This is a genomic window from Acidovorax sp. GW823-FHT02H02, assembly GCF_058797075.1.
Genome location: NZ_JBXAJH010000006.1, coordinates 148,544 through 163,862 on the forward strand (window position 1 = coordinate 148,544; position 15,319 = coordinate 163,862).

Consider the following 15,319-nt stretch of genomic DNA (forward strand, 5'->3'; position numbering starts at 1 on the left):
AACGGTTCGAAATACTGGGACAGGGTCACGGCAGGGGCGCTAGTTGCCCGGCGCTTCCAGCCACTTGAGTGCTGCTGAAATGTCGTTGTAAAAGACTCGATAGTTGGCCTCGCCTGCATGGCCGAACGCAATGCGGGACAGGTAAGCGATCTTGCTGTTCGGTACCAGGATTGCTGTCCTGAGCGGAGCAGCGTCGAGTCTGGTTTTTCTCTCGGAGTCCAGTTGCTTCTGTAGAAGAACCAAGTCCATCTCGGGAGGTTCGAGTTCCAGCGCGTCGTACAGCACGCGGACGTGCTGTGTGTCACGCGTGAGCTCGATCACGCGTGCTTCGCACTCCCGAAGCAATTCAGCGGTGGGCTTGCCGCGCAGCCGCGCCACGATGACAGAACCAACCGGCTCCACCCAAATGCGTTCATCTTGCATCGGCCGATGCTACAGCGCCCACTCTCCGGCTGGGTGGGCAGGTCTGCTTCCGGACCCATGGCAGCCGTTCCACAGTGCGCCGCCCCGAGTGCAAGAAGCCCGCAACGCGGGGCTTCGAGGTAATGGGAGCAGGAGGGATTCGAACCCTCGATACGGGAGAACCGTATACCGGATTTCGAGTCGAGTACGCGGGGGCTGGGGAATGTGCCGACCGTCAACCTTCACTGGGAAAGCCGTTGTGCGTCAGACGCGCTGAGAGCGGAAAACGCATGTTGTTGGTCAAAAAAATTCCCCCGAACATTCGCTGCTCCAAGCCACCCGGCGACGGTGTGCAGGGGCCCAGGCAGGCAGCGCCGCATGTGCAGCTGCCGCGGTCCATGTCTCTACGCGCGCTCGTATGAGCGCATCAGCTTGTCCTTGGCCGCCTGGTATTCCGCTTCCATGCGCGCGATGAGGGTCGCGACGTCGGGGATGTCGCCGATCGCGCCGATGCCCTGCCCCACGCCCCAGACGTCCTTCCAAGTGCTTGTGCGCAGCAGCGGCCGCGACTGACCGGGCGAAGTCGGCAGGTTCTCGGGGTCGAAGCCCGAGGCGACGATGCTGGCGCGCAGGTAGTTGGCGTGCACGCCCGAGAAGTAGTCGGTGTAGATCACGTCTTCGGCCTTGCCCTGCAGTACCCCCTGCTTGTAGGGCTCGCTGGCGTTCGATTCGGTGGTGGCGATGAAGCGCGTGCCGACGTAGGCATAGTCGGCGCCCATCGCCTGCGCCGCCAGGATGCCGGCGCCGTTCGAGATCGTGCCCGACAGGGCGATTGGCCCGTCGTAGTGCTTGCGCACCTCGTTGACGAATGCGATCGGATTGAGCCGCCCGGCATGCCCGCCGGCGCCGTTGGCGACCAGGATCAGCCCGTCGACGCCGCCTTCGAGCGCCTTCATGGCGTGGCGCAGGTTGACCACGTCGTGCATGATCACGCCGCCATAGCCGTGGATCTCCTGCACCAGCTCGTTGGGTGCACGCAGGCTGGTGATGGTGATCGGCACCTGGTGCTTCGCGCACACCTCCAGATCGTGCTCGAGCCGCGTGTTGTCCTTCTTGATGATCTGGTTGACGGCGAACGGCGCCACCTTCTTGTGAGGGTTGGCGGAGGCGTACGCGGCCAGCTCTGCCTTCAGCTCCGTCAGCCAGCGGCCCAGCTCGGGCTCGGGGCGCGCGTTGAGCGCCGGGAACGAGCCGACCACGCCGGCCTTGCACTGCGCGGCGACGAGCGCCGGATACGACACAGTGAACATCGGCGAGCAAATCACCGGCAGCCGCAGCTTGCCGTCGAGAATTTTCAGCGTGGCCATCTTCTGTCGGTCTCCTCTTATTTCTTGCGCGCGCCGGGTCGACCTCAGCGCGGAAAAATAGGGTTGGCGATCGCGTTCTTCTGCGTCTGCGTGGTGCCGCCGGCGATGGCTAGCATGCAAACGTTGCGGACCATTCGCTCCAGCGGCAGCAGGCCCAAGTAGCCATAGCCGCCGAACATCTGCTGGCATTGGAGCGTCACCTTCTGCGCCATCTTGGTGGCATGCACCTTGGCGACGGACGCCAGGCAGACGTCGGGCGTGCCGGCATAGATGGCGGCCAGCGCGCGGTAGCGCGGCGAAGCGACGCGGCGCCCGGAAGCCAGGCGGCAGGGGCTGCGAACATGCTGTTGCAGTTGGTTCACTGGGTCTCCTCAGGCGAGTGGACGGGTGGGCAGGCCGCGCGCGCCCGGATTCTCAGCGGCCTTCGAACTTCGGCGGGCGCTTGGCGATGAAGGCAGCCGCGCCTTCCTTGTGGTCGTGGCTCGCGAGCAGCTGGTTCTGCACGTGCGACTCGAGCTCGAGGAAGGCATCGATGCCGACTCCCGCAGCGCCCACAAACAGGCGCTTGACCATGCCCAGCGCCAGACCGGCCGACGCCGCGAGATCGGTCGCAATCGCCATCGCGCGCTGGTCGAGCTGGTCTTCATCGACCAGCTCGGTCACCAGGTTGAGGCGCATCGCCTCCTCGCCGGACACCATGCGTGCCGACATCACCAGCTCCTTGGCGCGCAGCACGCCGACATACTGCGCGAGCAGAAAGGCCGCGCCGCCGTCGGGCGCGAGGCCGACCCTCCTGAAGAGCTGCCCGAACCTCGCGGTGGGCGTCGCGAGGATGTAGTCGCTGGCCAACGCGAGGCTCCAGCCGATGCCGACGGCCGGTCCGCGCACCGCAGCGATGATGGGCTTCTCGAGGTGGACCATCGCGCGGATCAGCGCGTGGGCGGTGGCAAGCCGGCGGCGCCCACTGCGGACATCCGACTCTCCGAACGACGTCACATCGGCGCCCGAGCAGAACGCATTGTTGGCGCCGCTCAGGATGACGGCCCGCACGCGGTCGTCGTCCGCGAAGCCCTGGAAGGTGGCAGTCAACCGATCCTTCATTTCGGCGCTCAGCGCATTCAGACGCGCGGGGGCGTCCAGGGTCACCCGGGCAATGCCGGCGTCGACTTCCACGCGAACCGTCACGGTGTCTCCTTCCGTCGCCGGGACAGCCGCCCCGGACAAGGGACGGGCGGCTGCCGTGCGCCGCACATCGCCCCGTCAATCTAACAATCGATAGGCTGGAGACTACTACACATCCTCCGCTGCCTCCATTGCAACGGCTATCCGAACGCGACGGGCGCCCTCGGATGGCCGATGTCGTGCCGGCCGGCCTTGCGCAGATCCGCTCGAAGGCATCGTCGTTGAACAGTATCGTTGGGCTCGTTGCCGTTGACGGAACAGGATGCAGAGCGACGCGGCGCCCTCGCTCGCGCGGTCCAGGACCTGGCGGGAGCTATAGTACAAAACATGCGTTAGGCAACCGCCCAATGGAGAATGGCTTGGATGGACTGGAGGATCTGCCCGTGAGCAGACCACAGGCGCCGGCGCGGGGCCGCACAATCGAGGTCGTGCCCGGCGTGCACTGGATACGCATGCCGCTGCCCTTCGCGCTGGATCACATCAACCTGTGGGCGATCGACGACGGGGCCGGCTGGGCCGTGGTCGACACGGGCGTGCGAACCGACCATTCGGTGGCGGTGTGGCGCGAGCTGTTCGCCAATGCGCCGGACGAACGCTCACTGACCCGTGTCATCGTCACGCACATGCACCCCGACCATGTGGGGCTGGCCGGCTGGCTGACGCGCAAGTTCAACGTGCGGCTGTGGATGACGCGGCTGGAGTACCTGAGCTGCCGCGCGGCGGTGTCGGACATCGGCCGCGAAGCACCGCCCGACGCGATCCGATTCTTCCAGCGCGCGGGCTGGGGCGACGCGATGATCGAAGCTTACCGGGCCCGCTTCGGCAATTTCGGCAAGAACATCCACGCGCTGCCCGACAGCTTCCGGCGCCTGAGCGATGGCGAGGAGTTGCGCATCGGTGCGCATGCCTGGCACGCCATCGTCGGCAATGGCCACTCGCCCGAGCATGTCTGCCTCTACTGCCCCGACCTCAAGGTGCTCATCTCCGGCGACCGAGTCCTGCCGCGCATCTCGTCCAACGTGTCGGTCTACCCCATCGAGCCCGACGCCGACCCGATGGCCGACTGGCTCGCGTCGCTCGACAAGCTGCAGCGACTCGTGCCCGATGACGTACTCGTGCTGCCGTCCCACAACGAGTGCTTCCGCGGGCTGCACGCACGCATCGACTCGCTGCGCCAAGGACAGGAGCGCTCGCTGCAGCGCCTGCGGCGCACGCTGAAGGAACCCAAGCGCGCGATCGACGTGTTCGGCGCGCGGTTCGCCCGCAGCATTGGCGAATCCGACGTGGCGCTGCTCGGGCTCGCGACCGGCGAGAGCCTGGCCTGCCTGAACCACCTTCTGCAGCGTGGCGAACTGACACGCGAGGACGACGACGACGGCGTGGCCTGGTATCGCCTCCGTCCCGCGGCCTGAGCCCGGGGCGGAGCTTCCGCAGCTTCGGAGAACGTCGCGCCGCCCCCCCCACGTGACGGGCACGGCTGGATGCGCCGGTGTTTCAAACGAAACGTGCAGCGCCCGATCGTCAGCTTCGTGCTGACACATCCCGGGCTGTTGGCGAGCGTCAGCTCGGGAGGGCGCGATTCATCAAGATCGGGTCGTGAGCCGCTCGGCTCGAGACGTTGATGTCGGGCTCGACCATCTTGACGCGGTCGGCCTCGGCGCGTTCGACCGTGGCCTGGGTACCGATCCGCCATCGCGAGGTCGGACGCATTGCCTCGTCCGGGCGGCTACGGGGTCAGCGTGCCGAGGCCTCGGCGCCGACCTCGAAGCGGATGTGGTCTCACATCAAAGGGCCGTCACGAGCTCCGGCACGGCCGTGAACAGATCCGCCACGAGGCCGTAGTCTGCCACTTGGAAGATCGGCGCCTCGGGATCCTTGTTGATCGCGACAATGACCTTGCTGTCCTTCATCCCGGCGAGGTGCTGTATCGCCCCAGAGATGCCGACCGCGACGTACAGTGTCGGCGCGACGATCTTGCCGGTCTGGCCGACCTGGAAGTCGTTCGGCGCGTAGCCGGCGTCGACCGCCGCGCGCGACGCGCCAAGCGCGGCGCCGAGCTTGTCGGCCAGCGGCTCGAGCACCGCGTTGAACTCCTTCGCGGAGCCCATGGCGCGGCCGCCCGACACAATGATCGAGGCCGCCGCGAGCTCCGGCCGCTCCGACTTCACAACCTCGCGCCCGACCAGGCGCGAGCCGGCCTGGGCCGGGGGCGTCGACGCCAGGCTCTCGATGGTCGCGCTGCCGCCCGCCGAGGCGCCGTCGAAGGCCGTCGTGCGGATGCTCAGCACCTTGATCCGGTCGCTGGACTGGACCCGTGCCAGAGCATTGCCCGCGTAGAAGGGACGCACGAAGGTGTCGGGCGATTCGATGGCGACGACGTCGGAGACCTGCGACACGTCGAGCAGCGCGGCGATGCGCGGCAGCACGTTCTTGCCGAAGGACGTGCTGGGCGCCAGTACGTGGGTGCACTCGGCGTCGGCACGCACCACGTCGACCACCAGCGCCGCCAGCGTTTCGGCGAGTTGGGGCTGGTGGTGCTCGGCGTCGGCCAGGAGCACCTTGCCGACGCCGGCGATGCCGGTCGCGGCCTGCGCGACCGCGCTGCAGCCGTTGCCGGCCACCAGCAAGCGCACGTCGCCGCCCAGGCGGGCGGCGGCGCTCAGCGTATTCAGGGTCGACGGGTTGAGCACCGCGTTGTCGTGCTCGGCAATGACCAGGACGCTCATGCAATCACCTTCGCTTCTTCCTTCAGCTTCTTCACCAGTTCAGCCACGTCGGCGACCTGCACGCCGGCTTTGCGCGTCGCGGGCTCCGTCACCTTCTGGGTCTTCAGGCGCGGCGCGATGTCGATGTCCAGCGTGTCCGCCTTGACCACTTCCATCGGCTTCTTCTTCGCCTTCATGATGCTGGGCAGCGTGATGAAGCGGGGCTCGTTCAGGCGCAGATCGGCCGTGACCACCGCCGGCAGCGCGAGCTGCAGCGTTTCGAGGCCACCATCGATCTCGCGGGTGACGGCGAGCCCGCCGTCGGCGGCCTGCACCTTGGAAGCGAAGGTCGCCTGCGGCCACCCCATCAGCGCGGCGAACATCTGGCCGGTCTGGCCGGCGTCGTCATCGATCGCCTGCTTGCCGAAGATGGCGAGCGTCACACCTTCCTTCTGTGCGACGTGGCGCATCAGCTTGGCGACCGCCAGCGGCTCCAGCGCCTCGGAGGTCTCGAGCAGCACGGCGCGATCGGCGCCGATGGCCATCGCGGTGCGCAGCGTTTCCTGACAGGCGGCGGGGCCGCATGAGACGGCGATGACCTCGCTCGCAACGCCGGCCTCCTTCAGCCGCACCGCCTCCTCGCAGGCGATCTCGTCGAAGGGGTTCATCGACATCTTCACGTTCGTGATGTCGACCCCGGAACCGTCGGACTTCACGCGGACCTTGATGTTGTAGTCCAGCACCCGCTTCACAGCCACCAATACCTTCACTACTTCTCCAATCTTTTCAACGCCGCGTAGTCTAACAATCGTTTGGTAGTCTGTCCAATGGGCGCGGCATGGCGCGACGGGCGCGCGTGCACAGGCGCTACGCGAGGCGCAACCACGTCATCGGTCTGATCCCGCAGGCGACCGCGCGCCCATGCAGCCCGTACCGGGCGGCTGGCGGCGAGAGGGGGCCGTCGACCCTGCCTGCGGACTCTTGCGGGACAGCGCAATCGCCGCGCGGCTGCGCAGCACGAGGCCAAGATGCGGCGGGCGGCCGCTCGCTCACGCGCCGCCCTGCCGCACCGCACCAGCGGCCAGCAGTAGCTCGATGCGCTCGGGCGGCAGGCCCGCTTCGCGCAGCACCTCGACGCTGTGCTCGCCCAGGGCCGGGGCCTGGCGCCGCACACGCGTCGGCGTGTCGGACCAGCGCGTGGGAACCGCCATGGTGCGGAGGCGGCCCTCGCTGGGGTGATCGACCGCTTCGAAGAAGCCGACGGCGGCAAGATGCGGGTCCTCCAGCAGCGAGTCGAGCGTGTGCAGCGGCATGGCGGGGATGTCCGCCGCCTCGAGCAGGGGCATCCACTCGTCGGTCGCGCGGGCAGCGAAGGCCGTCGCGGCCAACGCGTACAGCGGCCCGACGTTGCGGCCGCGCTCGGTGACGCTGGTGAAGCGCGGGTCGTCACGCAGCTCAGGCCGGCCGATCAGCTCGAAGAAGCGGTGCCACTGCAGGTCCGTGTAGAGCAGCATGCAGATGAAGCCGTCGGCGGTGGCGAAGGGCCGCCGCTCGGGCTCGAGGTGGCGCTGGAAACCGGTAGGGCCGACCGGCGGGTCGAAAGTGGCGCCGCCGGCGTGCAGCGTCAACACGAACTGCGCCATGTTCTCGAACATCGGCACGTCGACGGCCTGTCCGCGGCCAGTGCGCTGGCGCGCCAGCAGTCCGCCCATCACCGCATAGACGCCGACCAGCCCCACCGCTTGGTCGGCGATCGCCATCGGCACGTAGCGGGGCGGTCCCTCGCCGGCCTGCGCGAACAGCGCGGGCAGTGCCGACAGACCCTGGATCATGTCGTCATAGGCCGGTTTCGCGCCGTAGGGGCCGTCCTGGCCGAAGCCGAACAGGCCGCAATAGACTAGCCGGGGATTGACCGCGGCGACGCTGTCATAGTCCAGGCCGAGGCGCGCCATTGCCGCCGGCCGCACGTTGTAGACCAGCACATCGGCGGTCTTCAGCAGTTCGATGAACGCGGCCAGGCCGTCGGGCTGCTTCAGATCGAGCACGGCACTGCGCTTGTTGCGGTTGAGGGTGAGGAAGCCGGCGCCCATGCCCGCGTGGCGCATAGGGCCCACGCGGCGCACCGCATCGCCATCGGGCGATTCGACCTTGATCACGTCGGCGCCCAGGTCGGCGAGGATTTGAGTCGCGTACGGCCCCATGCCCATCGAGGTCAGGTCGACGACGCGCACACCCTGCAGCGGTCCCGCTCCGCCCCCCTTGTCACCGCCGTCGTTCGATTTTCCGAATGTCATTCGACTTAATGTAACGCCCTGCGCTGCGCAGTGTCAACGCGAGCCGGGCCCCCGAGCCCTCCTCCCCCAATGGCCGCAAGGGAAACCCCGTTTGACGGTGGCGCAGCTGCCGGGTATTCTTAAATTCAATATGTCGTTCGTGAACTCGAACGCAAAAAAAAGGGACCTATCCAGCATGGACGTCAACAGTGGCGCAAAGCCGCAGCGCAATACCCTGGGCGAGGACCGTGCGCCGATGGCGCTGACGCGCGTGTTGCACCTGCTTCGCCTTCTCGCCGATCGGCCGGGCGGCCTCTCGCTCGCGCAGCTCAGCGCGGCGCTGGAGGCGCCCAAGACCAGCGTGCTCTCGCTGCTGCGAGGCCTCACCGCGCACTGCTACCTGCAGCGCAGAGACGGCCTGTACCGGCTGGGCCCGGAATCGCTCACGCTGGGCGCGCAGCTGGTCGCCGTGCGCCAGAGCGACGCGCCCGAACGCGCCGCGCCGCGGGCGCCGCAGTCCAGCGCCAGCGCCTGCTTCGACGCGATGTGCCAGCAGGTGCTGCAGGGGGGGCCGCACCGCGCGCGCCGCAGGAATGCCAGCATGACGGGTTCGCGGCAATGACCGGCGACCTCCTCTTGGGGCGCAGCGCGGCGCTGCGTGCGTCGTATCGCGTCTTCGACTCGGTGTACCTGAGCGAAGACGCACTGAAAGGCCCACGCTCGTTCGGCGAGAACGCAACCCGCTCTGAGGATCGTTGATATGAGGAGTGCGTAATGCAAGGCAGCGCTGTGACGTTCACACTCGCGCGGCATAGCGCCGCCTGGCGCTTCAGCGACCTCGCCCCCGATCGCCGCGTGCAGTTGCGGCAGGCTCTGCTCGCATGGATGGCAGTCACGCTGTCCGGCGCGCAGGCGCCGCTTGTGCACCTGCTCGCGGAGGACGCGGTCGAGCAAGGGGGCCACGGGCAGGCCACCGTCGTCGGCCACGGCTTCGCCACGTCGACGCGGCAGGCTGCGCTGGTCAACGCGGCGGCCTCCCAAGGAGGGGGTGGCGATGACACGATGTCGGTCGGGTCGGCTGTGCTGCTGGCGGCCCTGTTGGCTCTGGCCGAGTCGCGCGGCGACAGCGGCCGCGCCTTCATGACGGCGTTCGCCGCCGGCCAAGACCTGCTCGACCGCATTGGCACCGCCAGCCCCAGTACGGCGGCGCTGGCCGCGGCGGCGGGCGGCGCCCACCTGCTGCAGCTCGATGCGGCCGACACCGCCGCCGCGCTCGCCCTGGCCGGCGCAACGGCGCGTGGGGCTGCGGGCCTGTGCCGGCCGATGCAGGCCGGCATGGCGGCGGCGGACGGCCTGTTCGCCGTCCATCTCGCCGCACGCGGCTGCGGCCACGACGCCGAGACGCTGACCGCGCCGTTGGCCGCCGTCCTGCCGCAGCAGGACAGACCCATGCGCATGGCGCAGGACCCCGCTGCACGGCAGCGGCACCTGGAGTTGCGTTTCCGCGAGCTGACCCGGCCCGTGCTCGACGAGAGCGACGCCCAGGCCTTGCTGCGGCTGATCGACCAGCTCGACGAGTTGCCCGACCTGTCGCCGCTGGCGGGCGTGCTGGCGGCGCGGCCGGCCTGCCGACACTGAGGCGCGCCGCGCCGCGCGCGAAGGCGCATAGGTCGTTTCATCGAATCGCAGACGGCGCCGCCGAGCAGGTTGCGGCCCGGCATGGGGGCTCCAGCCATCGGCGCTGGCGAATTGCCAGGGCCATCCGGCAAGGTTACCATCACGCCTAACATGTGTTAGTTATATTACAACAGAAGGAGCTTCCTCGGATGAGCAAGAGCAGCATGCTGCGCGACAAGGTCGCGGTGGTCACGGGCGCGGGACGCGGCATCGGCCGCGACATCGCGCTGCTGATGGCCGCCGAGGACGCCAAGGTGGTGGTCAACGACATCGGCGCCTCGGTCAACGGCGAAGGCATGGACCGCGGCCCGGCGCAGCAGGTGGTCGACGAGATCAAGGCCGCCGGCGGCCAGGCGGTGGCGAACACCGATAGCGTGTCGGACCGCGCCTCGGCGGCGCGCATCATCCAGTGCGCCGCCGACACCTTCGGCCGCATCGACGTGGTGGTCAACAACGCCGGCATCCTGCGCGACCGCCTGATCTTCAACATGTCGCCCGAGGAATGGCACGCGGTGATCGACGTGCACCTGCACGGCAGCTTCTACGTCTCGCGCGCCGCCGCTCCGCACTTCAAGACGCAGCAGTCGGGCGCCTTCGTGAACATGACCTCGACCTCGGGCCTGATCGGCAACGTGGGCCAGGCCAACTACGCGGCCGCCAAGCTCGGCATCGCAGGGCTGTCGCGCTCGATCGCGATGGACATGCAGCGCTACAAGGTGCGCTCCAACTGCATCGCGCCCTTCGCGTGGAGCCGCATGATCGGCTCGATCCCGACCGAGACGCCGGAGCAGCAGGCGCGGGTCGAGAAGCTCAAGCTGATGGAGACCGCCAAGATCGCGCCGGTGGCCGCCTTCCTCGCCAGCGACGCCGCCCACGAGGTAACCGGACAGATCTTCGCGGTGCGCGCCAACGAGATCTTCCTGATGAGCCAGCCGCGCCCGATCCGCGGCATGCACGCCGGCGAAGGCTGGACGCCGCAGAGCATCGCCGACCGCGTGCTGCCCGCGATGCGACCCGATTTCATTCCGCTCGAGAGCACCTCCGCCGTGTTCTCGTGGGACCCCGTTTAAGGAGCGACAGATGGCGATCGACTACGACAAGCTGATGGCATGGCCCTTCGAGGACGTGCACCAGCGCTACACCGAGCGCGACACGATGCTGTACGCGCTGGGCATCGGCCTGGGCACCGACCCGCTGGACGAAACCGAGCTGCGCTTCGTCTACGAGAAGAACCTGCGCGTGCTGCCGACGATGGCGGTCGTGCTGGGCCACCCCGGCATGTGGATGAAGGACCCGCGCAGCGGCATCGACTGGGTGCGGCTGGTGCACGGTGAACAGGGGCTGACGCTGCACAAGCCGCTGCCGCCGGCCGGCGAGATCATCGGCCGCACGCGCATCACCGGCATCGTCGACAAGGGCCCCGGCAAGGGCATGCTCGTCTACTCGGAGCGCCAGGTGCTCGACGGCACCACGCGCGAGCCGCTCGCCACGATGACGTCGACCACGTTCTGCCGCGCCGACGGCGGCTTCGGCGGACCGACCGGCCCGGTCAAGCCGGTGCACGAGCTGCCCACGCACGCGCCCGACCGGAGCGTCGACTTCGCGACCCAGCCGCGCGCGGCACTGATCTACCGCCTGTCCGGCGACTACAACCCGCTGCACGCCGAGCCGGCGATCGGCCGCGCCGCCGGCTTCGAGCGCCCCATCCTGCACGGGCTTGCGACCTACGGGATCGCCGCGTGGGCGGTGACCCGGGCGGTGTGCGACGGCGACCCGCACGCCGTCGCCAGCTTCGACGTTCGCTTCTCCTCGCCGGTGTACCCGGGCGAGACCATCCGCACCGAGATGTGGGTCGACGGCAAGGAGGTGTCGTTCCGCGCCCGCGTGCTCGAACGCGACACCATTGTGCTCAACAACGGTCACGCCACCGTGCGCTGAGACTCCGCCCCTTTTCCATTCAGGAAAAGACAGCGATGACCGATCTGCTGGCCGGATGGCGACCGAGATGGAGGACTTCCATATCACCTAGTACATCGTTCCGTTAAAACATTTACGTAAATGTGATCATGTGCGATCATGCCAACCCAGCGATTCCTTTTGGAGGCTGGCATGGCAAGACGGACGGGGCGAGCGGCGTTGGTGTTGAGCGGGGAGCACAAGGCAATGCTCGACGAACTTGCGGGCTCGCGCACGGCGCCGACGCGCGAAGTCGAACGAGCCCGGGTGCTGCTGGCGTACGCCGATGGGCAATCGCCCACGCAGATACAGCGCGCACTGGGTACATCCCGCCCGACGATCTACAAATGCATCGACAAGGCCTTGGCGACGGGTGTGGCGACGGGGTTGCAGGATCGCTACCACCGGCCGCACCCACCGCAAATCACCGATGACGCTCGTGCGTGGGTCGTGGACTTGGCTTGTCGCAAGCCCAAGGACTTGGGCTACGCCGCAGAGCTGTGGACGCTGTCGGCGTTGGCCGCGCACGTCAGCGCGAACGCACACAGCGCGGGCTTCGCGCGACTGGCTCGGGCGGGCAAGACCACGGTCTGGCGCATCCTCGACGCCCACGAACTCAAGCCACACCGCGTGCGCTACTACCTTGAGCGGCGCGACGCGCAGTTCGAGCGCAAGATGGCCGAAGTGCTGATGGTCTATCGCGACGTGAACCTGTACCGCGCCGATGCGGTCCACGACGCGCGTCCCGCGTCGATCTATACCGTCAGCGTCGATGAGAAGCCGGGCGTGCAGGCACTCGGCGTGACAGCCCCCGATCTGCCGCCGGTGGCCGGCGTACACCCCGGCGTGGGGCGTGATCACGAATACGTGCGCCACGGCACCTTGTCGATCATTGCAGCGCTGGACCTGCACAGCGGCGAGATCATCGCCAACGTCGAGCCGCGCCATCGCAGTCGCGAGTTCATCGCACTGCTCGAACGCCTGCATGCGCACTACCCGAGCGAGGCCGTTATCCGCGTCGTGCTGGACAACCACAGCGCCCACATCTCCAAGGAGACGATGGCCTACTTGGCGAGTCGCCCCGGACGTTTCGAGTACGTGCATACCCCAAAGCACGGCTCCTGGCTCAATCTCGTCGAGTCGGCCTTCTCGAAGATGGCTCGCTCGTTCCTGCGGCACATCCGGGTCGCTTCGCTCGACGAACTCAAGCTGCGCATCCTCAAAGGCATCGACGAGATGAATGCCCAACCCGTTCGCTTCCAATGGAAGAGCTTCGACTTCCAAATGGCTGAAACGTAAAGCTTTTGCGGAAACGACGTACTAGGTAATACCCGGCATTTACGCGCCCCGCGCTAGACTACCTAACGGTTGTACGGTAGGCTGGCGACCTCTCAGGCTTGCGCAAACAGCGACGGGTCACGGCACCCCGCGACCACGAACCCACTGACGGAGGCCATCGACATGCGTGCCCTCAACCTGTTCACCTTGCTGTACCGATGGCTGGTCACGAACGCGCCGTCTGCGGCGGCGCAGGTCTATCGCTGCAAGCCCTTGCGCATGAACGTGCCGCAGGGGGCGGGGGCAGCACCGATTCGCTCACTCGCTCGCTGGCGAAAGCCATGTCCGACGCGGCGCTGCGCGACCACGTACCCGGCACACACCGCCACATGCACCGGACCACCGTACTCGACGCGCCGTCGGGCGAGCTGTACCAGGGCGATCGCCGAATCGCCACCAGGAATCAAAGGAGACAAGCATGCGACCAATCCTCAAAACCTTGCTGGCCTGCGTAGCCGCCGGCGCCGCCTCTCTCGCCTCCGCGCAGGTTGAGACTTATCCGACCAAGCCGATCCGCTTCATCGTGCCGTACAGCCCGGGGGGGAGCACCAGCACGGTCGCCCGCCTGGTCGGCACGAAGCTGACCGAGGCCTGGAAGCAGCAGGTGCTGGTCGATAACCGGCCCGGCGGCAGCACCGTCATCGGCACACAGGCGTTGGCCAAGTCGCCGCCCGACGGCTACACGATCATGCTGGTCGTCAACACGCATCTGGCCAACGGTCACCTTCTGAAAAACCTGCCCTACGACACGATGAGCGACTTCACACCGGTGGCGACGCTGGTGAAGACGGAGCTGCTGCTGGACGTCAACCCGACGGTGCCAGCGTCGACGCTTCCGCAGTTCATCGCGCTGCTGAAGGAAAAGCCGGGGAATTTGAATGTCGCCACCATCGGCAGCGGCAGCGTGACGCGCCTGATCTCGGAACTGTTCCTGATGGAGACTGGCACCAAGGCGGTCCACGTCTCGTACCAGGGCACGCCGCAGATGCTGCAGGACCTGATGGGCGGGCAAGTGCACTTCATCTTCGACACGCCGGCGACCACGCTGCCCTTGGCAAAGGACAAGCGCCTGAAGCCGCTGGCGGTGACCGGGCCGAAGCGGCTCGCGGCCTTTCCTGACGTGCCGACCTTCGCCGAGCTGGGCCTGCCGCAGATCGACATGAACGTCTGGTTCATGGCGATCGCGCCCGCCGGCACGCCCAAGCCGATCATCGCCAAGCTGAACGCCGAGATCAACCGCATCCTCGCGCTGCCCGACGTCAGGAACGCGCTGGCATTGCAGGTCATGGAACCGTACATCTCGACGCCTGAAGAGTCGGCCAGGATGCTGCGCACCGTGTACGACCAGTACGGCAGGATCATCACCAAGGCCGGCATCAAGCTGGAACAGTGAGCGTCATCCGATCCCGCAACACTTCCAACAAGACCAGAGGCATATTTCCATGTTTGGCATCCGAACCCTCGTCCGCATCGCGGGCCTCCTCACGTTCGCTGCAGCGGCGGCGACCGCCTCGGCGCAGACCTACCCCAGCAAGCCGATCAAGCTGATCGTCCCCTATGCCACCGGCGGCTTCTCCGATGCGCTCGCGCGCCAGCTGGCGCAGAAGTTCACGGAAAGCATGGGCCAGCCGGTGATCGTCGAAAACAAGCCCGGCGCCAGCACCATCCTCGGCGTGAGCGCGGCGGCCAAGGCGCCGGCTGATGGCTACACCCTGCTGCTGACCACCGGTGCAATGACCATCAACCCGCACCTGTTCCCCAAGCTGCCCTACGACGCGGAGCGCGACTTCGCTCCTATCGGCCGCATCGTCGACCTGCCCTACGTGCTGGTGACGCATCCCTCCCTGCCGGTCAACTCGTTCAAGGAGTTCCTGGCCTACGCCAAGGCCAACCCGGACAAGGTGAACTTCGGCACGCCGGGCAACGGCACAGTGCCGCACCTGGCGATGCAGCTGCTGGAAGACGCGGCCCGCATCTCGGTACACAAGGTCCACTACAAGGGCAACGGCCCGGCGCTCACCGACCTGGTCGGCGGGCAGATCAACCTGCTGCTCGACGGGCTGCAGCAGCCCCTGCCGTTCATTACCAGCGGCAAACTCAAGGTCCTTGCCGCGGCGTCGCTCAAGCGCCTGCCAAGCCTGCCGGACGTTCCGACTATTGCTGAGACCTTCCCGGGCTTCGAATCCGGAACGTGGTATCAGCTTCTCGCCCCCGCTGGCACGCCGGCACCCATCATCGCGCGGCTCAACGCCGAGATCGAGAAGTTCACCAAGGACCCGGCGCTGCGCGACAAGTTGCTCTCCCAAGGCGCGATCATGCACAGCAGCTCGCCGCAGGAACTCGCCGCCTACTCGAAGGCCGAGACCAAGCGCTGGGGCGAGATCATCTCGAAAGCCGGCATCAAGCTGGAGTGAGCCGC

16 protein-coding genes are annotated in these 15,319 nt (G+C 67.4%); 9 read left to right on the forward strand and 7 right to left on the reverse strand.

The features are described 5' to 3' along the window. Nucleotides 1-39: 39 nt before the first annotated feature. The 4 genes from AC1RDS_RS08855 to AC1RDS_RS08870 form a co-directional block, all read right to left on the reverse strand. On the reverse strand, nt 40-423 hold the full coding sequence (locus AC1RDS_RS08855; protein WP_492226794.1) for an STAS/SEC14 domain-containing protein: 384 nt from the start codon (nt 421-423) through the stop codon (nt 40-42). Nucleotides 424-806: 383 nt separating this feature from the next. Further along, nucleotides 807-1,769: an NAD(P)H-dependent flavin oxidoreductase gene (locus tag AC1RDS_RS08860; RefSeq protein WP_492226795.1), complete on the reverse strand. Its 963-nt coding sequence runs from the start codon at nt 1,767-1,769 to the stop codon at nt 807-809. A 44-nt stretch (nt 1,770-1,813) separates the two neighbouring features. Next, nucleotides 1,814-2,131: an acyl-CoA dehydrogenase family protein gene (locus tag AC1RDS_RS08865; protein ID WP_492226796.1), complete on the reverse strand. Its 318-nt coding sequence runs from the start codon at nt 2,129-2,131 to the stop codon at nt 1,814-1,816. 52 nt (nt 2,132-2,183) lie between these two features. Continuing rightward, nucleotides 2,184-2,954, reverse strand: coding sequence for an enoyl-CoA hydratase/isomerase family protein (locus AC1RDS_RS08870; protein WP_492226797.1), 771 nt, complete (start codon nt 2,952-2,954; stop codon nt 2,184-2,186). 344 nt (nt 2,955-3,298) lie between these two features. Here AC1RDS_RS08870 and AC1RDS_RS08875 point away from each other — a divergent pair, with 344 nt between their 5' ends. Beyond that, nucleotides 3,299-4,363 carry an MBL fold metallo-hydrolase gene (locus AC1RDS_RS08875; protein ID WP_492226798.1) on the forward strand — a complete coding sequence of 355 codons (1,065 nt, stop codon included), beginning with the start codon at nt 3,299-3,301 and terminating at the stop codon, nt 4,361-4,363. Nucleotides 4,364-4,735: 372 nt separating this feature from the next. Here AC1RDS_RS08875 and AC1RDS_RS08880 read toward each other — a convergent pair whose 3' ends face one another. The 3 genes from AC1RDS_RS08880 to AC1RDS_RS08890 all read right to left on the reverse strand — a co-directional run bounded on the left by AC1RDS_RS08880 (nt 4,736) and on the right by AC1RDS_RS08890 (nt 7,950). Then, entirely contained in the window at nt 4,736-5,677 is a 942-nt protein-coding gene (locus AC1RDS_RS08880; protein ID WP_492226799.1) for an electron transfer flavoprotein subunit alpha/FixB family protein, read from the reverse strand. Then, a complete protein-coding gene (locus tag AC1RDS_RS08885) occupies nt 5,674-6,426 on the reverse strand; it encodes an electron transfer flavoprotein subunit beta/FixA family protein (RefSeq protein ID WP_492226800.1) in 753 nt (250 codons plus the stop codon). Before AC1RDS_RS08885 ends, AC1RDS_RS08880 begins: the two co-directional genes overlap by 4 nt. A 279-nt stretch (nt 6,427-6,705) precedes the next feature. Continuing rightward, the gene (locus AC1RDS_RS08890; protein WP_492226801.1) at nt 6,706-7,950 is read right to left on the reverse strand and encodes a CaiB/BaiF CoA transferase family protein; all 1,245 of its coding nucleotides are present in this window, start codon (nt 7,948-7,950) and stop codon (nt 6,706-6,708) included. Nucleotides 7,951-8,047: 97 nt separating this feature from the next. On the opposite strand from AC1RDS_RS08890, the gene AC1RDS_RS08895 reads away from it, so the two are divergent. The 8 genes from AC1RDS_RS08895 (at nt 8,048) to AC1RDS_RS08930 (ending at nt 15,314) form a co-directional block, all read left to right on the forward strand. Further along, nucleotides 8,048-8,551: a helix-turn-helix domain-containing protein gene (locus tag AC1RDS_RS08895; protein ID WP_492226864.1), complete on the forward strand. Its 504-nt coding sequence runs from the start codon at nt 8,048-8,050 to the stop codon at nt 8,549-8,551. Then, nucleotides 8,548-8,688, forward strand: coding sequence for a hypothetical protein (locus tag AC1RDS_RS08900; protein WP_492226802.1), 141 nt, complete (start codon nt 8,548-8,550; stop codon nt 8,686-8,688). Before AC1RDS_RS08895 ends, AC1RDS_RS08900 begins: the two co-directional genes overlap by 4 nt. 15 nt (nt 8,689-8,703) lie before the next feature. Then, nucleotides 8,704-9,567: an MmgE/PrpD family protein gene (locus AC1RDS_RS08905; protein WP_492226803.1), complete on the forward strand. Its 864-nt coding sequence runs from the start codon at nt 8,704-8,706 to the stop codon at nt 9,565-9,567. A gap of 203 nt (nt 9,568-9,770) precedes the next feature. After that, nucleotides 9,771-10,676: an SDR family NAD(P)-dependent oxidoreductase gene (locus AC1RDS_RS08910; RefSeq protein WP_492226865.1), complete on the forward strand. Its 906-nt coding sequence runs from the start codon at nt 9,771-9,773 to the stop codon at nt 10,674-10,676. A gap of 10 nt (nt 10,677-10,686) precedes the next feature. After that, nucleotides 10,687-11,544, forward strand: a complete 858-nt coding sequence (locus tag AC1RDS_RS08915; protein ID WP_492226804.1) for a MaoC/PaaZ C-terminal domain-containing protein — start codon at nt 10,687-10,689, stop codon at nt 11,542-11,544. A gap of 171 nt (nt 11,545-11,715) precedes the next feature. Next, entirely contained in the window at nt 11,716-12,861 is a 1,146-nt protein-coding gene (locus AC1RDS_RS08920; RefSeq protein ID WP_114657076.1) for an IS630 family transposase, read from the forward strand. Nucleotides 12,862-13,318: 457 nt separating this feature from the next. After that, a complete protein-coding gene (locus AC1RDS_RS08925) occupies nt 13,319-14,293 on the forward strand; it encodes a Bug family tripartite tricarboxylate transporter substrate binding protein (protein ID WP_492226805.1) in 975 nt (324 codons plus the stop codon). 49 nt (nt 14,294-14,342) lie between these two features. After that, nucleotides 14,343-15,314: a Bug family tripartite tricarboxylate transporter substrate binding protein gene (locus AC1RDS_RS08930; protein WP_492226806.1), complete on the forward strand. Its 972-nt coding sequence runs from the start codon at nt 14,343-14,345 to the stop codon at nt 15,312-15,314. The last annotated feature ends 5 nt before the right edge of the window (nt 15,315-15,319 follow it).